Raw genomic sequence first — 22,613 nt, forward strand, 5'->3', positions numbered from 1 at the left:
CCCATGCCCACCGACCACCTCACCTGCCCCGACTGCGGCGCCCCCGCCCCCCAGTCCGACCAGTCCTTCTGCGACTCCTGCGGTGCCTTCCTGCGCTGGGACCGGCCGGCGCACCCTTCGCCCGCCGCGGACCGGGGACGTACGGCCGCCGCGGCGCAGCCGGCTCCCCCCGCCCCCGCCGGGGCGGACGTCCCGGAATCCGCCCCCGGCCAGGGCGCCACGGATCGCCCTGCACGGTCCGACGCCACCCCACCCGCAGCGGGCCCCTCCGCCCCCACGGCCACTCCGGCTCCCGCCACCGGCCACAGTCCGCACCCGGCCGCCGTCCCGCAGCAGGGCACCGCCGCGGAGCCGACCGTCCCGCTTCCGTCAACCTCCGCGAGTGACGGGGGCGCGGGCCGGTCGCAGCGCACCCCGGGTGTCCCGGACAGCCGGGACGGCCACGGCAGCCAGGACAGCCCGCCCAACCCGAACAGCCCGTCCGCCCCCCGTCCGGCCGGCGGGAGGGGCATCTCCGAGACCGGCATCCGCGCCCTCCTGGTCCCCGTGCCGGACGCCTCCCCCATCCCGTCCCCCGGGGCACCCGGGAGCGTGCTACCGGGACGGCCCGATGCGGCGCGCCCCCGGGTGCGTACCCCGCAGGCGGCCCCCGAGCCCGAGCACGGCGCACCGTGCCGGAGCTGTGGAACGCTCAACGCACCGGGCCGGCACTTCTGCCGGAGCTGCGCCACCCTCCTCACCGACACCACGCCGGAGGCCGCCGAAGGCCCGTATGCCGGGGAGCGGCCGCGGCTGCATCACAACCGCGCCCGGTGGATCACCCGGGCAGTGGTGGCGGTGGTGATCGCGGCCGCCGTGGCCGGGGGAATCATCGGGGGGCCGCCGGCCGCGCGGGCCGTACAGGACCACTTCGCCGAGCGCGTCCCCGTGGCCCCCGCCACCTGGAGGGCGTCGCACTCCGGCGCCCAGCACGGCGTGAAGCTCGCGTTCGACGGCTACTCCAACACCTGGTGGGGGACGGGCTATTCGGGCACGTCCGACGGCCAGTACCTGGAGGCCGGATTCGGCCAGCCCACCGACCTCCTCAACATAGTGATCACCTCCGGAGCTTCGGGACGCACCCCGCAGGCCGCCGACCCGGCCCGTCCGCGCGAGTTCGACCTGATCGTGACCGACTCGGCGGGCAAACAGCACGTCTCGCAACACCGGCTCAATGACGGCGGGGCACAGAGCATCGATGCGGCGGTACGGGATGCGATGACCGTACGGCTGGTGCTGCACACCGCGTACGGCGCCACCGACGAAAAGCAAGTGGCCATCGCCGAGATGGAGTTCTTCGGCCGGTCGGCGGGATAGCCGGCGCGGACGCAGGAGAACCGGCGCGAAGGCGGGAGAGTCTGCGCGGAGGCGGGAGAGCCGTGCCGAGGGGTGGTGCCGCGCGCGACGCGCGTCGCGCGCGGCCCCGCAATGTTGGCCGCCACCCGGTCGACGGCTACTTCATCCCCGCGTCACGGACCAGCAGTGCCATCTGCACCCGGTTGGACAGATTCAGTTTGGCGAGCGCACGGCTGACATGTGCTTTCACCGTGCCCTCGCTCATGGCCAGCTCGCGCCCGATCTCGGCGTTCGAGTGTCCTCTCGCCACGGACCGGACCACTTCTCCCTCCCGGTCGGTCAGCTCCGCCAGTCGCCGACGTGCCTCGGCGGCGCCCTCCGACTCCAGTTCCGCGAAGGTGTCGATCAGGCGTTTGGTGACCCTCGGCGTCAGCATGGCGCTGCCCTCCGCGACCGTACGGACGGCATGGGCCAGCTCACGCGGGGAGGTGTCCTTGAGGAGAAAACCGGCCGCGCCGTTGCGCAGTGCGGTGTGCACATAGTCATCGAGATCGAACGTGGTCAACATGATCACTTTGGGGGCGCGCAACGAGCGCCGCAGCTCCTTGAGGGCGGTCAGCCCGTCCATACCCGCCATCCTGACGTCCATGAGAACGACGTCCGGGCGGTGTTCGGCGACGGCGGTGAGGGCTTCGCCGCCGTCGCACGCCTCGGCGACCACCTCGATGCCCTCGGCCGGTTCCAGGATCATGCGCAGACCGGTCCGGACCAACGCTTCGTCATCAACCAACAGGACGCGGATCACGCGTGTTCCTCCAGGCATCCGGGGAGAGGGGAAACCGGGCCGACACGGTGAATCCGCCGCCCTGGCAGGCCGTGGCCACGAACTCGCCGTCGAGCAGTGCGACCCGCTCACGCAGACCGACGAGTCCCCTGCCGCTGCCCGGCAGAGACTCGACGGGGGCTGACGGGGCCGCATTGGACACCGTGATTTCCAGGTCCGAGTCCAGGTAGCGCACGACGACATCGGTGTGGGCCGTACCGGCATGCTTGTGGACATTCGTCAGGGCCTCCTGCACGACACGGAAGGCGGCGTGTTCCAGCAGGGTCGGCAGCCGTTGCGCCGTCCCCTCGTCGTGGCGTTCCACGGGTATTCCCGCGGCCCGGGACTGATCGAGCAGCCGGTCGAGATCCACCAGAGTCGGCTGCGGCCCCAGGCTGGGTCCGTGCTCGTCGCTCGCGCTCTTGAGGACGCCGATGACGTCCCTGAGCTGGGTGAGCGCTTCCCTGCCCGTGGTGCGGATGAGTTCGGCCGCGGCGGCTGTCTCCTCGTCCTTTGCGTTGACCTCCAGCGCGCCTGCGTGCAGCACCATGAGCGACACCCGGTGCGCGACCACATCGTGCATGTCCCGGGCGATCCGGGCGCGCTCCTGCGCCCGTGCCTGCTCGGCGCGGGCGGCCTGCTCCCGCTCCAGGTGCGCGGCGCGCTCCTCCAGCCCTTCGATCACCTCGCGGCGTGCCTTGCTCCACAGGCCCAGCACCGCGGGCAGCCAGACGAACAGCACGGCACCGCCGAGCGAGGAAAGCAGGTCTTCCCGGTCCGGGCCCGGTATCCCGATCGCCACGCCCGTGGTCATCGGCAGGACGGCGACCGTGCCGGCACCCACGAGGTAGCAGACCGGATACAGCGGTCTGCGTGCACTGCGGGCCACGACATAGGACCCCACGCCCAGCGTCACCCACACCGACAGCAGCATCCAGGCGAGAAGTCCCATGCTGATCAGCGGCCACCGTATGCGCGACAGCAGAAGGACCGCGGTGGCGGACCCTACCGCCACGACCACTGACAGGACGAGAGCGAGCATCGGGGTGACGCCCCACCCGGCCTGCAGAAGAGGGATCGGGCGGCCATCGATCGGCAGGAAGGCGCCGACGGCGACCACCGCCGCCAGGCTCTTCCTGCTCCAACGGTCCACGATGCGTCGCAGGCGCTGACGGAGTGCTTTCTCCATGCTTTGTGCCACATGTGGAGCCTAGTTGGTCACGATGGTCCCGGCTTCTGTCGTTCGTCTGCTCCTGACCCCACCAAGGTTCAGGGCTGCCTCAACTCAAGTCACCGAATTCATGGACTTTTTGGCGAGGTGCCGACGTGGTCCGCGCTCACAGAATTCCTTCCATGACAGAGACAACAGCTGCCGTCCGGGCCACCGGGCTCACCAAACGTCATGGCGCGGGCGACTCCCGTGTGGTCGCTCTCGCAGGTGTCGATGTGGAGTTCCGACGCGGTGAGTTCACCGCGATCATGGGGCCGTCCGGCTCGGGCAAATCGACGCTCATGCACTGCGTCGCGGGCCTCGATCGGGCGGACGAGGGCACGGTGTGGATCGGGGACACCGAGGTGACCGGCCTGCGTGATGACGCGCTCACTCATCTGCGCCGTGACCGCGTCGGATTCATCTTTCAGGCGTTCAATCTTCTCCCCACGCTCACCGCCCTCGAGAACATCACGCTCCCTTTCGATCTGGCCGGCCGTCAGCCCGACCGGAAGGCGCTGGACACGGTCGTTGCCGCGCTGGACCTGCACAGCCGGCTGCACCACCGGCCCAGCCAGCTCTCCGGCGGCCAGCAGCAGCGTGTGGCCTGCGCCCGGGCGCTGGTCACCCGGCCCGAGGTGGTGTTCGCCGATGAACCGACCGGCGCACTGGACTCCTCCTCCTCCGCGGAACTGCTCGGGTTCCTGCGCCGCAGCGTCGACGCTCTCGGCAGGACGGTGGCGATGGTGACCCATGAGCCGAGTGCGGCCGCCTACGCGGACCGGGTGCTCTTCCTCAAAGACGGCCACCTGGTGGACGAGATCCATGCACCGACCGCCGACAGCGTGCTGGAGCGTATGAAGTCCCTCGAAAAGGCGGCCGCCTGATGCTCCATGCGATGCTGCGCGACCTGCTGGCGCACAAAGGCCGTGTGGTGATGACGCTCATCGCCATCGCTCTGGGCGTGACCGCCACGGTCGGAAGCTGGGTGGTGAGCGATTCCATCGCCGCCACGCTCGCGGGTCAGGAGACCCGCAACGACGTAGGAGTGTCGGTACAGAGCCCCGGAAAGGAGCCGTTGCTCACCTCCGCGGACCGGGAGCGGCTGGCCAGGACGCCCGGCGTCGGGCGCGCCGACGGTGTGATCGTCGGCCGCGCCGGACTGGTCGGCCGTGGCGGCAAGTTCGTCAAGACCACGACGGTTCTGGACCGGGCCGGCACGAACTGGAGCAACGACAAGCGCTTCGTCGTGAACGCGGGCAGGCCGCCTGCCGGTCCGGGCCAGGTCGCTCTCAGCAAGGCCGATGCCGACAGCGCCGGTATCAAGGTGGGTGACACCGTCCATGTGCTGCTGTCCGACGGCCGTTCGGACAGCCCCGAGGTGAGCGCCCTGTTCACGTACCGCCGTCTGGGCCCCGAGGCCACCTCAAACTCCCATGGGGTATCCGACGCGGAGCCGGTGATGGCGTACGACACGGCCACCGCCGGGAAGCTGCTCGGTAGGCGCTTCCACCGCATCGAGCTGACCGCCGCAGCCGGCGCGAGTGCCGGCGCGATCAAGGCCGCCGTGCGGCATGCCGTACCCGGCGACTACCTGGTCGAGACGGGGGCAGCCCTGAACGACGCGGCCGTGCAGCAGTCGGAGTCCGAGGCGCAGGAACTGCGTATGACGATGCTGCCCTTCGCGGCGGTCGCGCTCCTGGTCGGCGTGTTTGTCATCGCCAATACCTTCACCATGCTGGTGAGCCGGCGGACCCGGCAGTTCGCGCTGCTGAGGGCGGTCGGTGCCCGCAAGAGCCAGGTGCGCAAGGGCATCATCGCCGAGGCCGCTGTGCTCGGAGTGGCCGGCGGCACCCTCGGCATGCCGGCGGGTGTGGCGCTGGGACCGTCGATGATCTCCGTGATGCGTCCGGGTGCCGACGTCGACTTCACCGTCAGTCCGGTGGCCGTCCTGCTCGGCTACGGCGTCGCCCTGCTGGTGACCGTGCCGGCCGCATACCACTCCGCCCGACGGGCTGCGGCCGTACCGCCGGTCGCCGCCTTACGCACCGACGCGGTGGTGCCGCGCGAGACGAAGCGGAGACGTAACGTCATAGGTCTGAGCTGCGTCGTCGTCGCCATGGTGATGGTCGCCGGGACGGCGGACCCCAGTGCGTCCAACCTCGCGCGCATCATCGCGCTGGTGGGGGCCGTCCTCGGGGTGATCGGCGCGATCGCACTCGCGCCCTTCTTCGCCGGGGTGCTGCTGCGGCCGCTCACGCGCCTCCTTGGGACAGAGTCGCGGCCGGCTGTCCGACTCGGGCTGCGCAACGCCGGGGGCGACCCGCGGCGCACCTCGGGTACGGCGACCGCCATCACCGTCGGCCTGGCTCTGGTCTGTGCCTTCGCCACCCTCAGTGCGTCGTTCTCCGCGCTGATCGCCTCGACGACCCGGGCGAATGTGCCCACGACGACCACGGTCCTGCAGTCCGCGGCCGGAGGCGAGTCGTCGCTCACCCCCGCCGAGGCCGACCGGGTCAAGAAGCTGCGGGGAGTCTCCCAGGTGGCCGGGAGCCGCGAGGCACTGGTCGGGCTGACCTACAAGGGCGGCAGGACCGAGCGTCGGATCTCCGCCATCGAGCCCGCCGGCCTGAAGGGTGTGCTCACCCCGAACATCACGGCAGGCAGCCCCGACCTGAAGCGTGGCGTGGTTATCTCACAGAACCAGGCCGACATGATGGACCTGGGTATGAACGACACGATCACGCTGCATCTGGATGCCACGCACTCGGTCACCCAGACCGTGGTGGGGATCTACGATGCCACCGAACTCCAGGCCAGCATCTACCTGGACGTGGCCAAGGCACCCGCGTCGCTCCGGAAGCAGATCACCACGCTGTACGCCTCCGGGCCCGACCCGGCCGCGGCGCGGGACAGCATCCGGGCAGCCTTCCACGACCGTCCGGACGTGTCCCTCGGAGACCGTGAGACCTTGGTCAAGCAGGGCGTCGACCAGCAGTCGCTGGCCTTCACCCTGATGTACGCGATGTTCGGCGTCGCGATCCTGATCGCGGTGTTCGGTGTCGTCAACACTCTGGTGCTCTCGGTCATGGAGCGCACCCGGGAGATCGGGGTGATCCGGGCGGTGGGCGCCACCCGCCTCCTGGTCCGCAGGTCCATCCGGGCCGAAAGCATCGTGATATCGCTCTTCGGTGCCCTGCTCGGCGTGGTGGTGGGTGTCCCCGCGGGTGCCGTGATGCAACACGCCATGTTCGGACAGCAGTTGTGGGACTTCTCGCTCCCCACCGGAGTCATCGGACTGTCGCTGACAGGTATCGCCATCGCCGCGGTACTGGCCGCAATGTGGCCGGCCCGCAGCGCGGCCCGTACGAACATGCCGGCCGCGATCGCCACCGAGTAGTGCTCGTCGCGCATGCTGCAGCGGCCTTGAGCGGATGAGCGGAGCCCACAGCGACAAGGGAACGTCCGCTCCCGGCAAACCGGAAACGGACGTTCCCTTGTGCAGCGACCGGCGCAGGAGTCTCCTATGCACCTATGCACCTATGCACCTATGCACCTATGCACCTATGCACGAACGCATCGGCTCAGTAGCGGTAATGATCCGGCTTGAAGGGGCCCTCCACGTCGACGCCGACGTATTCGGCCTGCACCTTGGTGAGCACCGTGAGCTTGGCGCCGAGAGCGGGGAGGTGGAAGCGCGCGACCTTCTCGTCAAGATGCTTGGGCAGCGTGTAGACCTTGGTCTCGTACTCTTCGCCCTTGGTGTGCAGCGCGACCTGCGCCAGCGTCTGGTTCGCGAACGAGCAGGACATCACGAAGCTCGGGTGTCCGGTCGCATTGCCCAGGTTGAGCAGCCGGCCCTCGCTCAGCACGATGATCGACTTGCCGGTGGGGAAGACCCACTCGTGCACCTGCGGCTTGATCTCGATCTTCTTGATGCCGGAGACCTTGGCGAGACCGGCCATATCGATCTCGTTGTCGAAGTGCCCGACGTTTCCGATGATCGCGTTGTGCTTCATCTTGGCCATGCTGTCGGCCATGATGATGTCGCGGTTGCCCGTCGTGGTGATGAAGATGTCACCGGAGGAAATCACGTCGTCCAGCGTGACGACCTGCAGCCCGTCCATCGCGGCCTGCAGCGCGCAGATCGGGTCGGCCTCCGTGACGACCACGCGCGCGCCCTGGCCGCGCAGCGAAGCGACGGCACCCTTGCCGACGTCGCCGTAACCGCAGACCACCGCGAGCTTGCCGGCGATCATCACGTCCGTGCCCCGGTTGATGCCGTCGACCAGGGAATGCCGGATGCCGTACTTGTTGTCGAACTTGCTCTTGGTCACCGAGTCGTTGACGTTGATCCCGGTGAACAGCAGCTTGTGCTCCCGCGCCAGCTGGTACAGCCGGTTGACGCCGTTGGTGGTCTCCTCGGTGACACCGACGATGCTCTTGGCCATCTCCCGGTACTTCGTGGGGTTGTCGGCCAGCGAACGGCGCAGGGTGTCGAGCAGGAGCCGGTGGTCCTCCGGGTCGTTCTCGTCGGCGGAGGGCACCACACCCGACGCCTCGTACTCGGCCCCGAGATGCACCAGCAGGGTGGCGTCACCACCATCGTCGACGATGGAGTGCGGCCCCGAGCCGTCCGGCCAGGTCATCACCTGCTCCAGGCACCACCAGTACTCCTCCAGCGTCTCGCCCTTCCAGGCGAACACGGCGCTGCCCGCCGGCTCGTCCACGGTGCCGTCCGGGCCGACCACCACCGCGGCGGCGGCCTGGTCCTGTGTGGAGAAGATGTTGCAGCTCGCCCAGCGGACATCGGCGCCGAGCGCGGCCAGCGTCTCGATGAGCACCGCTGTCTGGACGGTCATGTGCAGCGAGCCGGCGATCTTCTTGCCGGCCAGCGGCTGCTCAGGGCCGAACTCCCGGCGCAGCGCCATCAGTCCGGGCATCTCGTGCTCGGCGAGTTCGATCTCCTTGCGGCCGAGCGCCGCAAGGGAGAGATCGGCAACCTTGAAGTCGGTGACCGATCCGGCGCTGTCGACGGTCAAGCTAGCCGTCACGTCATTCTCCTTGTCTCGTAACACGAGTGATGTCCCATCAATTCATCTTCCTGACAAGCACGTTGCACCTGCGAGCATGGCATAGGGCGCCGCCCGAGGACACTACGAGATCGGCAGTTAAAGATGGCCGAATTGAGCGAGGAGTTCGGCCAGTGTGGCGCCGTCGTTGATCTGGTCCCGGATGCTGCTTTCCTTGGCGAGAAGCTGCTTTGTCGCCGCAATCACCTCGTCGGTGAGCTGCGGCGGAACCACGCCCACCCCGTTCTCCTCGGCCACCACGATGTCGCCGGGTTCGACCAGTTCCCCGCCGATGCGGACCGGCACATTGACCTGCACGGGCCCGTCGGCGTCCGGCGGTGCCGCGGGAGGGCAGCGACGCGGCATGGTGGCCCGGTACCAGATCGGGAAGTCGAGGTCCCGCAATTCGTCGACATCGCGAATGGCACCATCGACGACGGCACCGGCGATTCCGGCCATCTGCGAAAGGGTCGCCATCAGCCCGCCCCACATCGCCATCCGGGTGTTGCCGTGGCAGGCGAGCACGATGATGTCGCCGGGCTTCGCCGTCGGCAGCACCGGCAGAATGTCGACCAGGCCGTCTTCCGGAAGGTCGATCGTGAGCGCGGGGCCGATGGCGCGGTGTTCCCGCTTGACCGACAGCAGTCCGCCGATCGCGCCGATCCGTGGCCCGGCATCGGCGACCAGGCAGCTCGGGCTGTACTCGGGCAACAGCAGCGCCCGCAGCGCGTCGACCTTCTCCTGGGCCGGCCGAACGAGCTCATGGTGAACGGTCTGCATCTTTACGTCCTCTCCGTTCGGTGCCGGATGTCCCGCTGCCGGGTGCACTACGCCCCGCCCGCCCGGTCGAGCACGCCCGCCAGTTTGCGCACTCCCTCGGTGATCTTCTCGTCGGGAACCCGGCTGTACGCCAGCCTCAGCTGGTTGTGGCCACGGCCGTCCGGATAGAACGCGGCGCCGGGGACATAGGTGACCTTCTCGGCGAGTGCCTGCTTCTGGAGCGCCACGGTGTCCAGGTGAGCGGGCGCCGTGATCCAGCTGAAGAAGCCGCCCAGGGGACGGGTGAAGGTCATGCTCTCGGGGAGATGCGTGCGCAACGCGTCCACCATGATGTCGCGCCGTTCACGGTAGAACTTCCGCGAGAAGGCGATCCCCTGGTCGAACCTGCCCGAGCGCCCGTAGTCCTCCAGCAGCAACTGCCCCAGCGCTCCTGTGCACTGGTCCGTGTTCTGTTTGGCGCGCAGCAGCTGGCCGACGAGCTCGGCCGGCGCGGCCACCCAGCCCATCCGGATGCCGGGAGCGAACGTCTTCGCGAAGGTGCCCACCTGGGCCACCACATCCGGCCCCAGGGCCCACAGGCTGGGCCGCCGCTCCCCGTCGAATCCCAGTTCCCGGTAGGCGACGTCCTCGACGATCAGGATTCCGTGCCGCCGCGCCAGCGCGACCAGGGCGTGCCGGCGCTCGACCGACATGCTCAGACCGCTCGGGTTCTGGAAGTCCGGAATGACATACACGATCTTCGGCACCGGACCCGACGAGGTGGCCAGCAGCCGCTCCAACGCGGAGACGTCGAGGCCGTCGTCGTCGACGGGCACGGCCTCCACCTGCGTCATGGTCCGCTGGAATCCGACGAGCGCGCCGAAGAACGTCGGCCCTTCCACGACGACGCGGTCACCCGGGTCGAGCACACACCGGCTGATGAGCCCGATGCCCTCCATGCCCCCGCTGGTGATACAGAGTTCGTTCTCGGCCGGGCGGACGCCCTCCTGCGCACCGAGCCAGCCGGAGAACCAGTCCCGCAGGCCGTCAAGTCCCGCGGTGGGGCTGTACTGCAGGGCGACGGACTGTTCCAGCACCCGCGGGAAGCTCTCCGCGATGGCCTGGGTGGGAAACGTCTCCGGATGCGGGAAGCCCCCGGAGAGAGTGATCGCGTCCGTGCTGCCGGACTGATTGAGGATGGCGGTGATCTGGTCACCGGTGTCACCGGCCACGTGCCGGGCGAACAGCTGGTCCCAGGGGCGGACACCGAGGTCAACGGACATGAACGGGCCTTTCTGTCTGCTCCTCGGCGAGAAGGTCCCCGGCGCCGTGCCACGCCGGTATCTCGTCGCGATGAGGGATGTCGAGCGTGTGCAGCTGCTTTCGGAAATGCACAAGAGGCGGCCCCGAACCGCACCAGAGCCCTTCGACCTCCCCGACGAACAGGGTGTGATCGCCCGCACGGTGGGACTGCCGGACCGCGCAGGACAGGTGCACCAGTGCGCCGGCCAGCAGGGGAAGGCCGTCACGCCACACGAAGCGGACCAGTTCGGGCCGCTGCGTACCGCCCGCGAAGTGCTTCGACAACGGAGCCTGCGCCTCGCTGAGAATGGAAATCCCGTAGCGGCCGGTCCCGGCGATCCGCCGGTGCGTGGCGGTTTCGGCGGCTACCGAGATGAGCACGAGCGGGGGGTCCAGGGAGACCGAGGTGAAGGCGTTCGCGGTCATGCCGTGTGCGTGCAGGTTGCCCTGCTCACCCGTCACGGTGGTGACCACGGTGACTCCGCTGGCGAATTGGCCGAGTGCCTGGCGCAATCGCGCCGGGCTCGCGTCGTCGCGGGTGTCGGTGTCGGCGGCACCGTTGCTGTCCATCACGGGATCTCCTTGCTTGCCGGGGCCGGCGCCGGCAGCGCGGTTACGCGCCCGGGCCGGCCGGGGGTCAGCGGCCGCGGACGAATGACAGCTCGTCCGGGTTGAACAGGTCCGGGCGCCGCCAGCCATCGACGTCGTACTCGTCCATGCACTGGTCCACGAAGCCCTTCAGCGCATCGGCGTCCCCGGACTCCTGGTAGGCCCACAGGGTCTGGAACCTGACGGCCTCGTGGTCACCCCCGTAGTTGCGTTCATAGAGCTCGTGGCGACCGCCGAACTCGGTGCCGACGGCGTCCCAGAGCAGCTTCAGCAGCTTGACCCGGTCGATCGCCTCGATCCCCTTGGAGCCCCGGAGGTACTTGTCCAGGTAGGGGCGCACCTCGGGGTTCTTCCAGTCGCTTGCGTGCGAGTTGAGGTAGATGAGCCCGCTGCCGAGCGTCTGCTGCAGGATCTCCTTGATGCGTGGGTAGCCGATGCCCATGAAGGTCCGGTACGCCATGCCGTAGCGCACGTTCGGCTGCACGGCACCGCCCACCCACAAGACCGGCGACTTGGCCATCGCGTCGGACAGCCCCCAGAACAGATCACGCCAGTTCAGGATCTCGCCGATCTGCGCCTGCACCCCGCGGAAGCCGGAGGTGCCGGTCATCTCCACCGCCTTCATCGCACAGCCGGCGATGAAGTCGAGCTTCACCGCGAGGCGGGTGCAGCCGTGGAAGGTGAAGCGGTCGACGAAGCCCGAGCCGTTCGCGAAGGAGTTCGCCGCCTCCGCGTCGTACATGAACACGTTCTCCCAGGGGATGAGCACGCGGTCCATGACCATGATGGCGTCGTTCTCGTCCAGCCTGCTGGACAGCGGGAAGTCGAACGGGCTCCCCATCACCGTGGCCATCATCTCGTAGGAGGCACGGCAGAACAGCTTCAGCCCCGGTGCGTCCATCGGCACCGTGAACACGACACCGAACCGCTTGTCGCGCACCGGAAGGCCGTAGTGGGCAACGAAGTTGTGGTTGGTCAGCGCGGAGCCGGTGGCGACCACCTTGGCGCCGGAGACGACGAGGCCGGCGTCGGTCTCCTCCTCGACGTGGACACAGACGTCCGCCGTCTCGTCGGCGGGCCTGTCCCGGTCGATGGGCGGGTGCACCAGGGCGTGGCTGAAGTACAGCACCCGTTCCTGGGCCTGCTTGTACCAGCGCAGCGCGTTGTCCTTGAACGGCCCGTAGAAGTCCGAGTGGGCTCCCAGGGTGCCGAGGAAGGAGGCCTTGTAGTCGGGCGTGCGGCCCATCCAGCCGTAGACCATCCGCTGCCATGCGACGATCGCGTCACGGGAGGCGACCAAGTCGTCCGTGGAGCGCGCGGTCTTGAAGAAGGGGTGGGTGAACCCACCGTTCCCGGTCTCGGTCGGTACCCGGAGCACCCCTTCGGCCTCCGGCGCGTGCAGCGCGTCGTAGAGCCTGGCGATGGAGCGTGCGCTGTTGCGGAAACCGGGGTGGGTGGTGACGTCCTCGACGCGCTCGCCGTAGATATAGATCTCCCGGCCGTCGCGCAGCGAGTCCAGGTACTCGTCGCCCGTCATGGGGCGGACATCGTTACGCGCACCGGCCGGTTCCGGCAGCGGGACCGTTGAGGTCATGGCATTCCTCCAGGCAATGGTCAGGTGATCTGCAGTACGTCGGCCCCGCACAGGGAGGACGCTCTTCCCCTGACGTCCGCGTGGATGGCGTCGGCGATGTCGTAGGCGCGGTCGACGATCGAGGGAAGACCGAAGGTGAAGAACAGGCTGCCCGAGGCGAGGTCACCGAGGGCGTACAGCCGGGGGTCGGCCGTGCCCTCCACCACGAGCCGGCTGGTGGGCCGGTCCACCCTCACCCCGCCGCGCGGATGCCGCTGGGCGAGCCGGGCCGCGGTCAGGGAAGCGATCAGGTTCTCGGCCTTGAGCGGCAGGCTGCCGGAAGACGGGCTCACCGCGTTGACCAGGCGGTCGGCGCGGTAGGCCGGCCGCTCGTCGCCGGTGCGCAGGGTGAAGGCTCCGCCGCCCGACGGCTCGATGTGCCGGATACCGGAAACGATCTCCAGCTGCCCGGCGTCGATCAGGTCCAGGACCATGGCCGCCGCTGTCGGCGGCATCGGGCAGCACAGGCTCATCACCGAGCGGTAGTGCGTGCGCAGCAGCTCGGCCTTCTCGTGCTCGGGCAGGAGCGGCCAGATGTCCGGCCCGGTGGCCGGCACCGCCTGCTGGAGGATGCGCAACCCGCGGCGCGGGGAGTGTACTTCGGCCAGGTGCCGGCGCAGTCGCTGCACCGGGTCCTCTTCGGTGAGCGCCGCTATCTCCTTGGCCACCGAGTCGAAGTCCTCGCCGGCCGCGCTGAACTCCGTACGCATCGTACGGACCAGCTCATCGACCGTCAGCGTCTCGCCGCGTGCCGCCGCGCCACGGAACCTCTCGGCCGTGAAGTGCCGCAGGGTGTGCGGGAGCGGGCTCTGTCGTACCAGGGGAAGCACTCCGCTGCGCGAGAGCAGCAGGATGCGGCCGCGGTGCCCGCCGTTGGCGAGCGAGAGGACCACGTCGATGCCCGTCAGACCGCTGCCGATCACGCCGACGGTGTCCTCGGGGCCGATGTGTGAGAGGGAGTGAGACAGCGGGTAGGGGTCGGCCACGAACCCTTCGGTGCCGGTCAGCGCGTACGGGTCGCCGGGCTGCCCGCGGCCCACGCATAACACGGTGTAGTCGACCACGGCCTGCCGGCCGCTCCGCGTGCCCAGGGCCACTTTCCCGTCGGTGGGAGTCGCGCTCGACACCGCCTCCCGGACGATGTCGATGCGCCAACCGCGCTCGCGGAGCTGCGCCAACGCCGCCTGTGCCGCATCCTCCAGATACCGGCCGTACAGAGCGCGAGGTACGAAACGTATCCGGTTCAGCGGGTCCACGAAGTCCGTGCGGGAGCCGGCGGTGGCGTCCCGCTCGGTGAGCCATCGCGGGAAGTGGCCGCTGTCGCCGAAGCGTACGGACATTCCGTCGGGTGCGATGTTCACCCGGACCGTCTCCAGGTCCGGCTGGTACGGCCGGCCACGCCATAAATGCGGGGACGGCTCGAAGACTGTGATGCCGCCCGGTGGTGTGTGGGTCTGAGCGAGCGCGTCGAGCAGGCAGACCGCGGATGCCCCGCCCCCGACTACGCCTATCTCGACGCTACGGCTCATGGCACTCGAGCCCATGATTGACATGTCCCCCTAAAGCTTTAGAGCACAGTCCGACAGCCTGCGTGGACAGCGTGATCTGACCGGTAATAGGGAAGATAATTTCTGGGCCGAGGCGGACGGCAAGGCAATCCACGACCGCTCCGGCCGAACAGATTCGAGGGGTTATTGCATGCGGTGGAAGCATGCACAGGAAAACGGATCGCTGCAATCGAGCAGCATCAACCCCCGTCGATACCAGTGCTCATGAAGTTACCTGTGGGCAGGAGGGCAGTCAACAAGATTTTTCGGAAGAATCCGGTTTGAGCCAGCCGGCCGGCCGATTGCAGAAGCGGAACTCTCGCACCCAATTACCGGAGCCTTCCCCTCCGGAGCACTAAGGGTAGTCGTCCGGTTACCGAAGAGGATCTTGACTCTCCCGGTTCTCGCCGTGGAGGATGTAGCGGCACTTGCAAGAAGGCGTTTCTGAGAATCCTTCATGAGGTTGCGGGGTGGGGGGCCTATCTGTCGAAGCCGTGAGTAAATCCGGCTCGACGAGCAACCGTGACAAGCAACCGTGACAAGCAACTGACTCATCACTTACACCCACCGCCGCGCCGCTTCCTTTCAGCGCGGCGGTCGGAGCGTGATGTTTGTGCTGCGCTGAGGAGGCAATCTCCAGTGTCATTAGGTGCCGGGGCGGGAGCGGTGACAGAGAATCGCGAAATCTGTCACCTGATCGGCGGTCAGGCCGTCGAATCCGCAGACGGAAAGACGTTTGAGACCAGGGATCCGCACGACAATTCGGTGATAGGCACTGTGGCCAGAGGAGCCGCAGTGGATGGTGAGCGTGCGATTGCGGCGGCACGGAAGGCATTCGATGAGGGCCCGTGGCCCAGAATGACTCCCGGCGAACGCCGTAAGATTCTCCACGATGTGGCCGACGCCGTGGACGCGCATCGTGAAGAGCTGGCGATGCTGGAAACCGTGGACAGCGGCAAGATCATCAGGCAGGCGCTGCACGGGGAGATGCCCCGGGTCGCCCAGAATCTACGGTTCTTCGCCGATTACGCGGCGATGGCGACCGATGAGGCATATCCCAACGGCCCGGTACTCGGCTACTCCCTCCGTCCGCCGGCGGGCGTCGTCTCGGCGATCAGTCCATGGAATGCACCGCTCATGCTCGCCACCTGGAAGGCCGCGCCCGCCCTCGCCTTCGGCAACACCGTGGTGCTCAAGCCTGCCCCGCAGACCCCGCTGACGGCGGCCCGGTTCGGCCAACTGGCCACTGCCGCAGGGCTGCCCGAGGGCGTGCTCAACGTCGTGCACGGCTTCGGCGCCGAAGAGGTGGCCGGCCCGCTGACCAGCGATCCCCGCGTGGACCGCATCACCTTCACGGGCTCCAGCGCCACCGGAGCCCGGATCATGGCCGCCGCGGCGCCCCAGCTGACCCCCGTCTCCGCCGAACTGGGCGGCAAGTCGGCGAACATCGTCTTCGACGATGCCGATCTGGACGTGGCGGTACCCGAGTCGATCAAGGCGATCTTCGGTGGCAACGGCCAGGTGTGTTTCTCCGGGTCACGGCTGTTCGTACAGCGCGGGATTCTCCCGGCCTTCCTGGAGCGCTTCACCGCGGAGGCGGCCGACATCGTCGTCGGTGACCCCAAGCGTCACGAGACATTCATGGGCCCGCTGATCGAGCAACGGCACCTGAACAAGGTTCAGGGCTATGTCGACCTGGCACGAAAAGAAGGCGGCACGGTCCTCATCGGCGGATCACCCGTGACAGCCGGCGAACTGTCCCGTGGCTTCTACTTCGCGCCGACAGTCATCACCGGGCTGGCCAACGACACCCGGACAGCTCAGGAAGAGATTTTCGGCCCGGTGGAGACGGTCATCCCGTTCGACACCGAACAGGAAGCACTGCACCTGGCAAATTCAAGTCCTTACGGGCTGGCCGGGATTCTGTTCACCACCAACCTCGACCGTGCTCACCGGATGGCGGCCCGCTGGAAAGCCGGCACGGTATGGGTGAACTGTTATTTCGAGCGCGATCTCCGCATGCCGTTCGGTGGCGAAGGTATCAGCGGGGTCGGCAGAGAAGGCGGGCCGCATTCGCGTGAGTTCTTCACCGAACCTCGCGCCGTGGTCCTGCGCATTCACTGACACCCGGGAACGACGATCGCCTCCTTGAAAGAGTCCCCATGACATCAGATGCCTTGCAGGACATCGCCGCGGATCTGAACAGTGCCTACCGCAGCGGGAAGGCAGTTCCCTCGGCCGTGCGCGACGGTTCCCTTTCCTCCCGGTCCGATGCCTACGAAATCCAGTGGGCGCAGCTGCGGCAGCGGGTTTCGGACCATGACCCGCTGCGCGGATTCAAAGCCGGCCTGGTGTCCGTTCCCGCGCAGCGGGATATGGACACATCAAAACCGGTTCTGGGTCATCTCACCGGCAGCATGTTCCCTCCCGGCCACGAACCCCTGGGCGGCGGGAATTTCATCCGCCCCCGCATAGAGCCGGCGCTGGCCTTCGTGCTGGGTGAACCGCTGCGCGGTCCCCGGGTCACCGTGGCCGACGCCCTCCGCGCGGTGGACTGCGTGCTGCCCGCCCTGGAGATCACCGACTCCAGGTTCGAGGACGGGCCGGCGTCCGTCCTCGACCTGGTCGCCGACAACGCCGGCTGCCGGAGCGTCGTGCTGGGCGCTACCCCGGCAGCCCTCTCGGACGTGGACCTGCGGCTGTCCGGCTGTGTGGTGCACCGCAATGGAGAGGTGGCCGCCACCGGCGCGGGGGGCATGGCGCTCGGTTCACCCGTCAACGCCCTGGTGTGGGTGGCGAATGCCGTGCGCCAGGAGGACTTCGCCCTCGCCGCCGGCCATGTGGTGCTCGTCCCCTGCCTCACCCCGGCCGTCGCCTTCGAGCCCGGCGACACCGTGACCGCGAGCATGGCCGACATGGGCGCCGTGACCGCCGTGCGCGCACGCTGAACCGCACTCCCTCACCCGCTGTTCGCCCTACCGTCCGTATCGAAGGAGGCGGCCTCTTTCATGGCCGAGCCACTGGAAATCCGCTCCGGCGACGCCCGGCGCGCAGCCGAGGTCCTGCTCGACGCCGAGCGCTCGGTCACCGCTCGCGGGCCCATCACCGCGCATTGGCCGGATCTTGACCTGCCGGGCGCGTACACGGTGCAGCGCGAGGCGCTGCACCAGCGGCTGCAGCGAGGCGAGACGCTGATCGGCGTCAAGCTCGGCCTCACCTCGCGCGCCAAGCAGATCAGGATGGGGATCGACGCACCGTCCCTGGCATGGCTGACCGATGCCATGGTGCTGCCGGCCGGCGTCCCCCTGCCCCGGCAGCGGCTGATCCACCCCCGGGCCGAGCCGGAGATCGTCTTCGTGATGCGGGAGCGGCTGGCGGGCCCCGGCATCACCGCGGCGGTCGCCCTTCGTGCCGTGGACCGCGTCTACGGCGGCATCGAGATCATCGACAGCCGTTACCACGACTTCAAGTTCACCTTGGCGGACGCGGTGGCGGACAACAGCTCCTCCGGGCTGTTCGTACTCGGCCCCCTCGGACGCTCCCCCGAGGGCATGGACCTCGCGCACGAGGCATGCCTGCTGGAGGTCGACGGCCAGGTGGTCGACTCCGCCACCGGCGCGGCGGTGCAGGGGCACCCGGCAGAGGCGCTTGCCCTCGCCGCGAACGCCCTTGGCGAGCGCGGACTTGCCATCGAAGCCGGCGCGGTCGTCCTCACCGGCGGCATGACCGACGCGGTCCACGTCCAGCCGGGCGCGAGCGTCGCCGCGCACTTCTCCACTCTCGGCACCATCACCGTCGCAGGAGGCTGAGTATGCCGTTCATCGACGTGACCCTGGGCTCCGGACGGTCACCGGAGCAGGTCCGTGCACTGATCCATGAACTGACGGAAGCGGCGCACCGCGCTGTGGGTGCCCCGCTGGCGAATATCCGGGTGGTCATCCGGGAGGTCGATCCCGCGCACTGGGCCGCCGGCGACGTCACGACCGAGGAACGCAATGCCCGCAAGAAGGACGCCGGCTGAGTCTGCCGGAGCCGGCGGCCCAGTCAGCTGACAAGTTCCGCTCCCGCTGTCCGAGAAAGGCACCGAAGCATGAGCGAAGAGACGTACCGCCACGAGATCGCCCACTTGGCGCGGGTGGAATTACACACACCGGACCCGGACGGCACGCTCTGGTTCTTCAAGGACCTGCTGGGCATGTACGAGACCAGGCGCGAGGGCCAGTCGGTCTACCTGCGGGGCTATGAGGACCCGTACCAGTGGAGCCTGAAGATCACCGAGGGCCCGGAGCCCCGGATGGACCACGCCGCGCTGCGGACCTCGTCGCCGGAGGCGCTGGAACGCCGCGTCCGGTCGATGCGGGACGGGAACCAGGACGGCAAGTGGACCGAGGACGAGTTCGGTTACGGCAAGACCTACGAGTTCCACACGCCCGACGGCCACAACATGTGCCTGCTGTGGGAGGCCGAGAAGTACAAGTCTCCGCCGGAGCTGCGGAGCAAGATCCTCAGCCGGCCGTCGAAGAAGCCGCTGCAGGGCCTGCCGGTCAAGCGGATCGACCACCTCAACCTGCTGGCCAGTGACGTCACACCGGTCAAGCAGTCGTTCGAGCGCCACCTCGGTCTGCGGACCAACGAGCGGGTGGTCGACGGCAGTGTCGAGACCGGCGTGTGGATGAGCAGCAGCCTCCTCAGTCATGACGTCGCCGTCATGCGGGACGCGCGGGGAGCCCGCGGCCGGCTGCACCACGTCGCCTTCTACTACGGAGTGCAGCAGCACACCATCGACGCGGCCGAGATGTTCCGGGACTACGACATCACCATCGAGGCGGGTCCGGACCGGCACGGCATCACCCAGAGCTCCTTCCTGTACGTCTTCGAGCCCGGCGGCAACCGGATCGAGCTGTTCGGGGACCCGGGGATCCTGATACTCGAACCGGACTTCGAGACCCGCACCTGGACGATGGATCAGATCGATACGGGGACGGCGATCGGCGGCACCAACCTGCCGCAGGAGACCTACTTCACCTACGGCACCCCGCCTGTCGGCCCGGACCCGGACTCGGATTCCGACTCGGATTCCGACTCTCCCCTGCGGTAACGCCCTGCCACGCGGCGCCGCCCCGGTGCCAGGCGCACGGTACGCCTGGTCCGGGGCGGCGCCGCCGTGCGTTCAGGGGGATGCCACGGAGGCGGTCTCGCAGGTGCCCGCAGGAGCTTGAGTGATTCCAACCGAGCACACACCGTGAGGGGACAGCCCAGATGACCACAGCCGAGATCACCACATCGTCGGTGGAACAGCGCGCCCACAGCGAGGTGAAACGCACCCGACGGGCCTTTTACGGGCCCGCGTTCGTCGCCGCGGTGGCGTACGTCGACCCCGGTAACTTCGCGACGAACTTCCAGGCGGGTGCCAAGTTCGGCTATCTGCTGGTGTGGGTCCTGGTGGTCGCGAATGCCGTCGCCATGTTCATCCAGTACCTCTCCTCGAAGATCGGCCTGGCGACCGGGACGGACCTGTCGGCCCTGTGCCGCCGCAGCCTGCCGCGCCCGGTATCACGCATGCTGTGGGTGCAGGCCGAACTGGTCGTCATCGCAACGGACCTGGCGGAGTTCGTCGGCGCGGCCATCGGCCTCAACATGCTCTTCGGGGTACGGCTCTTCCCCGCGGGCGTCGCCACCGCGGTGATCAGCTTTGCGGTGCTCGCCCTCCAGCGCCGCGGCTACCGCCCCTTCGAGGTCGCCATCACCTTCCTGCTCTCGCTGATCGGTTTCGGCTTCCTCTACCAACTGTTCGCGCTGGGCGGTCAGTCGTCCACCGGCCTTGCGGCGGGCATGGTGCCCCGCCTCGCGGGCACCGAATCCCTCACCCTCGCGGTCGGCATCATCGGCGCCACGGTCATGCCGCACGTGATCTACCTGCACTCCGCCATCACCGCACAGCGGCAGCCGCCGCGCACCCCCCGCGCCAAGAGGGTCGCGCTGCGCAGCCTGCGTATCGACTGTGTCTTTGGCCTCGGCCTGGCGGGACTGATCAACCTGGCGATGTTCTGTGTCGCCGTCGCCCTGTTCCACCGGCGCGGCGGTGACTACAGCGGAAGCCTGCAAGCGGCTCACCACTCCCTCGGCCAGACCGTCAGCGGTATGGCCGCGCTGGCCTTCGCGGTGGCCCTGCTCGCCTCCGGGCTCTCCTCCTCGGGCGTGGGCACCTACGCCGGGCAGGTCGTGATGCAGGGATTCCTCCGCCGCCGGGTTCCGTTGCTGCTGCGCCGTGGTGTCACCATGACGCCGGCCCTGATCGCCCTGGCTGCCGGGTTCTCACCGGACTCCGTGCTCGTCATCTCCCAGGTGGTGCTCTCCTTCGGCATCCCGTTCGCCCTCGTCCCCCTGGTGATGTTCACACGGAGCCGCAAGCTGATGGGCGGTTACGTCAACAGGCCGCTCACCACCGGGACCGGAGCGGTCCTGGCCTTCGTCCTGTCCGGCCTCAACCTCTACCTGCTCGGCCAGATCCTCCTGGGCTGACCCCGACGGACGGGACGTCCTTCGGCCCCGGCACCCGGCCCCCGGGAGTACGGGAACGGGTCCGTCAGCCGTGTGCCGCCGGGAGGAAATGCAGAAGCAGCACATAGGCAGCGGTGCCCGCGAAGATGCTCAGCAGCACATTGCGCCTCCACAGATACAGTCCGGTCGTCACGGCGATACCCGTTGCTTCGGTCAGTCCGTAGGGGCTGGTGGTGAGGTCCACACCGCGCAGCAGGTAGATGACCAGGATCACCATGATTCCGGCCGGCATGTGCTGGGACAGGAAGGCGGTCACCTGCGACGAGCGCAGCCGCCCGAGGAAGGCGAAGGGGACGGCCCGCAGGGCGAAGGTGATGGCCGCGACGATCACCAGCGCCGAGATCATGTATCCGTTGCTAGGCATTGGTGTGCTCCTGGGGCCGGGTGAAGCGGTAGCGCACGAGCAGCGTGAGAACGTAGAGAGTCATCGCCACCACGAGCATCTGGCCCGGCGCCACCAGCTGGGCGAAGAGGCCGCATCCCGCGGCCAGAAGCGGGGCGGGCAGGTCCCGTCCCGACCGGCATGCCTCGATCGCCAGCACGGTGAACAACGAGGTCAAGGTGAAGTCCAGGCCGTCGATCGTGGGCAGAGCCCGACCGGTCAGCGCACCGACCAGCCCGCCCCCGACCCAGTAGGACTGCAGCGACACCTGTGTCGCGATGATCCGCAGGCTGCTGAAGGAGTCGGCCGGTCTGGTCGCCGTGAGCGCATAGGCCTCGTCGATCAGGGCGAACACCGCGTAGGTCTTGGCGACTTTGCCCCGGACGCGGTGCAGCGGGAACGACAGGCTGTAGAAGACATGCCGGAAATTGACCAGCAGCGTGGTCAAGGCGATCGAGACCAGCGGACTGGCGGCCATCAACATCCCGACCAGCAAGAACTCCAGCGAACCGGCGTAAATCAGCCCGCTGAACAGGGGCGTCCACCACCAGGCGAGCCCCGACTGCACGACCAGCAGCCCAAAGGTGATCCCTAAGGAGAACATCCCCACGCCGACCGGCAGGGTCTCCGCGAGCGCCTGACGGATGTCGGACGCTCTCTTCCTGTCCTGCGGCGGCGCGGGCTCGCCGCGTGCCGTACGCATGTGTGATGACATGGACGCAACTTTAGTAGGTCCATGTCCCCTTCCCGTGCTGGTCGTTGCCCTGATCCAGAAAGAGCAAGAGCGGCCCGCCGTGTCCGGTGTTGGACCGGGACGTACGTCTGTCGAAGCCGGGCAGCGGCCCGGGCACCTACGACTACGAACTCCAGGTGAAATACGGCGAGTTCGCCACCACATCAGAGCCGCCGGCCATGCCCGGCGACGGCTGGAAGCACTTCTACAAGCCCTGCTCCTGACCACCACCGGGCGCCGACGGCCCTCCCGACACCGGCCGAGTGATGCGGCATTCGCACCCTTGGCCGGAGAAGCGGCGCACGGTACGGTCATGTCGACATTTCGACAACGCGACGACGGCGAGACGGAAGTCCGGTGAGAATCCGGCACGGTCGCGCCACTGTGAGCCGCGGCAGCATCCCGAGAGGGGTGGGTCCGCGGGGAGTCAGACCCGTGGACCGTCGTCCTGCACCACCGTATGGGACGCGTGTACCCCCTTGCCCGCGCCATGACCGAACGCGCCGTGGTCTCCCCCTTCCCCCTCGCCTGGGTCGCCGCCGATTGCGCCTGCGGGAAGGACTCGCGTCCTCTCCCGATTCGCGGGGATCGCAGCCGTCAATCTAGTATCGCCCCTGCTCATGCCATGTGGTGACTGTCGTACCGCG

Annotated in this window: 20 protein-coding genes and 1 riboswitch; of the genes, 10 read left to right on the top strand and 10 right to left on the bottom strand. The window is 68.3% G+C overall.

Annotated features, from left to right (window positions below; translation table 11 throughout):
* Positions 1 to 3 precede the first annotated feature (3 nt).
* The gene (locus ACGFR7_RS34005; protein ID WP_393326867.1) at positions 4 to 1,356 is read left to right on the top strand and encodes an NADase-type glycan-binding domain-containing protein; all 1,353 of its coding nucleotides are present in this window, start codon (positions 4 to 6) and stop codon (positions 1,354 to 1,356) included.
* A 136-nt stretch (positions 1,357 to 1,492) separates the two neighbouring features.
* Here ACGFR7_RS34005 and ACGFR7_RS34010 read toward each other — a convergent pair whose 3' ends face one another.
* Both ACGFR7_RS34010 and ACGFR7_RS34015 read right to left on the bottom strand, forming a co-directional pair.
* A complete protein-coding gene (locus ACGFR7_RS34010) occupies positions 1,493 to 2,140 on the bottom strand; it encodes a response regulator (RefSeq protein WP_393326870.1) in 648 nt (215 codons plus the stop codon).
* Positions 2,118 to 3,359, bottom strand: a complete 1,242-nt coding sequence (locus tag ACGFR7_RS34015) for a sensor histidine kinase (protein WP_393326872.1) — start codon at positions 3,357 to 3,359, stop codon at positions 2,118 to 2,120. Before ACGFR7_RS34015 ends, ACGFR7_RS34010 begins: the two co-directional genes overlap by 23 nt.
* A gap of 152 nt (positions 3,360 to 3,511) precedes the next feature.
* Here ACGFR7_RS34015 and ACGFR7_RS34020 point away from each other — a divergent pair, with 152 nt between their 5' ends.
* Together ACGFR7_RS34020 and ACGFR7_RS34025 are read left to right on the top strand one after the other, a co-directional pair.
* Positions 3,512 to 4,255 carry an ABC transporter ATP-binding protein gene (locus tag ACGFR7_RS34020; protein WP_393326875.1) on the top strand — a complete coding sequence of 248 codons (744 nt, stop codon included), beginning with the start codon at positions 3,512 to 3,514 and terminating at the stop codon, positions 4,253 to 4,255.
* Complete coding sequence (locus ACGFR7_RS34025) at positions 4,255 to 6,768, top strand: ABC transporter permease (RefSeq protein WP_393326878.1); 2,514 nt, start codon at positions 4,255 to 4,257, stop codon at positions 6,766 to 6,768. The genes ACGFR7_RS34020 and ACGFR7_RS34025 overlap by 1 nt, the downstream gene beginning before the upstream one ends.
* Positions 6,769 to 6,952: 184 nt before the next feature.
* On the opposite strand, the gene ahcY is transcribed toward ACGFR7_RS34025, so the two are convergent.
* The 6 genes from ahcY to ACGFR7_RS34055 all read right to left on the bottom strand — a co-directional run bounded on the left by ahcY (position 6,953) and on the right by ACGFR7_RS34055 (position 14,272).
* Positions 6,953 to 8,422 (bottom strand): adenosylhomocysteinase, encoded by a 1,470-nt coding sequence (gene ahcY / locus ACGFR7_RS34030; RefSeq protein WP_393326881.1) that lies wholly within the window; start codon positions 8,420 to 8,422, stop codon positions 6,953 to 6,955.
* 117 nt (positions 8,423 to 8,539) lie between these two features.
* On the bottom strand, positions 8,540 to 9,220 hold the full coding sequence (locus ACGFR7_RS34035) for an RraA family protein (protein ID WP_393326884.1): 681 nt from the start codon (positions 9,218 to 9,220) through the stop codon (positions 8,540 to 8,542).
* Between the two features lie 47 nt (positions 9,221 to 9,267).
* Entirely contained in the window at positions 9,268 to 10,482 is a 1,215-nt protein-coding gene (locus ACGFR7_RS34040) for a PLP-dependent aminotransferase family protein (protein WP_393326887.1), read from the bottom strand.
* Entirely contained in the window at positions 10,472 to 11,071 is a 600-nt protein-coding gene (locus ACGFR7_RS34045) for a flavin reductase family protein (protein ID WP_393326890.1), read from the bottom strand. Before ACGFR7_RS34045 ends, ACGFR7_RS34040 begins: the two co-directional genes overlap by 11 nt.
* 67 nt (positions 11,072 to 11,138) lie before the next feature.
* The gene (locus tag ACGFR7_RS34050) at positions 11,139 to 12,704 is read right to left on the bottom strand and encodes a 4-hydroxyphenylacetate 3-hydroxylase family protein (protein WP_393326893.1); all 1,566 of its coding nucleotides are present in this window, start codon (positions 12,702 to 12,704) and stop codon (positions 11,139 to 11,141) included.
* Positions 12,705 to 12,724: 20 nt separating this feature from the next.
* Positions 12,725 to 14,272, bottom strand: coding sequence for an FAD/NAD(P)-binding protein (locus ACGFR7_RS34055; protein WP_393326896.1), 1,548 nt, complete (start codon positions 14,270 to 14,272; stop codon positions 12,725 to 12,727).
* 657 nt (positions 14,273 to 14,929) lie between these two features.
* Here ACGFR7_RS34055 and ACGFR7_RS34060 point away from each other — a divergent pair.
* The 6 genes from ACGFR7_RS34060 (at position 14,930) to ACGFR7_RS34085 (ending at position 20,812) form a co-directional block, all read left to right on the top strand.
* On the top strand, positions 14,930 to 16,414 hold the full coding sequence (locus ACGFR7_RS34060; protein WP_393326899.1) for an aldehyde dehydrogenase: 1,485 nt from the start codon (positions 14,930 to 14,932) through the stop codon (positions 16,412 to 16,414).
* 38 nt (positions 16,415 to 16,452) lie between these two features.
* Positions 16,453 to 17,238, top strand: coding sequence for a 2-keto-4-pentenoate hydratase (locus ACGFR7_RS34065; protein WP_393326902.1), 786 nt, complete (start codon positions 16,453 to 16,455; stop codon positions 17,236 to 17,238).
* A 60-nt stretch (positions 17,239 to 17,298) separates the two neighbouring features.
* A complete protein-coding gene (locus ACGFR7_RS34070) occupies positions 17,299 to 18,099 on the top strand; it encodes a 2-keto-4-pentenoate hydratase (RefSeq protein ID WP_393326905.1) in 801 nt (266 codons plus the stop codon).
* A gap of 2 nt (positions 18,100 to 18,101) precedes the next feature.
* A complete protein-coding gene (locus ACGFR7_RS34075; RefSeq protein ID WP_328388728.1) occupies positions 18,102 to 18,311 on the top strand; it encodes a 2-hydroxymuconate tautomerase in 210 nt (69 codons plus the stop codon).
* Positions 18,312 to 18,380: 69 nt separating this feature from the next.
* Entirely contained in the window at positions 18,381 to 19,388 is a 1,008-nt protein-coding gene (locus ACGFR7_RS34080; RefSeq protein WP_393326908.1) for a VOC family protein, read from the top strand.
* Positions 19,389 to 19,549: 161 nt separating this feature from the next.
* Positions 19,550 to 20,812: an Nramp family divalent metal transporter gene (locus ACGFR7_RS34085; RefSeq protein ID WP_393326911.1), complete on the top strand. Its 1,263-nt coding sequence runs from the start codon at positions 19,550 to 19,552 to the stop codon at positions 20,810 to 20,812.
* Between the two features lie 64 nt (positions 20,813 to 20,876).
* On the opposite strand, the gene ACGFR7_RS34090 is transcribed toward ACGFR7_RS34085, so the two are convergent.
* The gene (locus ACGFR7_RS34090; protein ID WP_393326913.1) at positions 20,877 to 21,215 is read right to left on the bottom strand and encodes a branched-chain amino acid transporter permease; all 339 of its coding nucleotides are present in this window, start codon (positions 21,213 to 21,215) and stop codon (positions 20,877 to 20,879) included.
* Positions 21,208 to 21,948, bottom strand: coding sequence for an AzlC family ABC transporter permease (locus ACGFR7_RS34095; RefSeq protein WP_393326916.1), 741 nt, complete (start codon positions 21,946 to 21,948; stop codon positions 21,208 to 21,210). Before ACGFR7_RS34095 ends, ACGFR7_RS34090 begins: the two co-directional genes overlap by 8 nt.
* An 86-nt stretch (positions 21,949 to 22,034) precedes the next feature.
* Here ACGFR7_RS34095 and ACGFR7_RS34100 point away from each other — a divergent pair, with 86 nt between their 5' ends.
* The gene (locus ACGFR7_RS34100; RefSeq protein ID WP_393326918.1) at positions 22,035 to 22,190 is read left to right on the top strand and encodes a hypothetical protein; all 156 of its coding nucleotides are present in this window, start codon (positions 22,035 to 22,037) and stop codon (positions 22,188 to 22,190) included.
* Between the two features lie 124 nt (positions 22,191 to 22,314).
* A riboswitch (cobalamin riboswitch) is annotated at positions 22,315 to 22,399 on the top strand.
* Positions 22,400 to 22,613 lie beyond the last annotated feature (214 nt).

The sequence above is a fragment of the Streptomyces sp. NPDC048516 genome (genome assembly GCF_043199875.1).
GTDB lineage: Bacteria > Actinomycetota > Actinomycetes > Streptomycetales > Streptomycetaceae > Streptomyces.

Bases quoted from the DNA above. Each gene is read 5' to 3' on its own strand.
- ACGFR7_RS34005 (WP_393326867.1), top strand. From the start codon at position 4: ATGCCCACCGACCACCTCACCTGCCCCGACTGCGGCGCCCCCGCCCCC.
- ACGFR7_RS34020 (WP_393326875.1), top strand. From the start codon at position 3,512: ATGACAGAGACAACAGCTGCCGTCCGGGCCACCGGGCTCACCAAACGT.
- ACGFR7_RS34025 (WP_393326878.1), top strand. From the start codon at position 4,255: ATGCTCCATGCGATGCTGCGCGACCTGCTGGCGCACAAAGGCCGTGTG.
- ACGFR7_RS34035 (WP_393326884.1), bottom strand. From the start codon at position 9,220: ATGCAGACCGTTCACCATGAGCTCGTTCGGCCGGCCCAGGAGAAGGTC.
- ACGFR7_RS34040 (WP_393326887.1), bottom strand. From the start codon at position 10,482: ATGTCCGTTGACCTCGGTGTCCGCCCCTGGGACCAGCTGTTCGCCCGG.
- ACGFR7_RS34045 (WP_393326890.1), bottom strand. From the start codon at position 11,071: ATGGACAGCAACGGTGCCGCCGACACCGACACCCGCGACGACGCGAGC.
- ACGFR7_RS34050 (WP_393326893.1), bottom strand. From the start codon at position 12,704: ATGACCTCAACGGTCCCGCTGCCGGAACCGGCCGGTGCGCGTAACGAT.
- ACGFR7_RS34055 (WP_393326896.1), bottom strand. From the start codon at position 14,272: ATGAGCCGTAGCGTCGAGATAGGCGTAGTCGGGGGCGGGGCATCCGCG.
- ACGFR7_RS34065 (WP_393326902.1), top strand. From the start codon at position 16,453: ATGACATCAGATGCCTTGCAGGACATCGCCGCGGATCTGAACAGTGCC.
- ACGFR7_RS34070 (WP_393326905.1), top strand. From the start codon at position 17,299: ATGGCCGAGCCACTGGAAATCCGCTCCGGCGACGCCCGGCGCGCAGCC.
- ACGFR7_RS34075 (WP_328388728.1), top strand. From the start codon at position 18,102: ATGCCGTTCATCGACGTGACCCTGGGCTCCGGACGGTCACCGGAGCAG.
- ACGFR7_RS34080 (WP_393326908.1), top strand. From the start codon at position 18,381: ATGAGCGAAGAGACGTACCGCCACGAGATCGCCCACTTGGCGCGGGTG.
- ACGFR7_RS34085 (WP_393326911.1), top strand. From the start codon at position 19,550: ATGACCACAGCCGAGATCACCACATCGTCGGTGGAACAGCGCGCCCAC.
- ACGFR7_RS34090 (WP_393326913.1), bottom strand. From the start codon at position 21,215: ATGCCTAGCAACGGATACATGATCTCGGCGCTGGTGATCGTCGCGGCC.
- ACGFR7_RS34095 (WP_393326916.1), bottom strand. From the start codon at position 21,948: ATGTCATCACACATGCGTACGGCACGCGGCGAGCCCGCGCCGCCGCAG.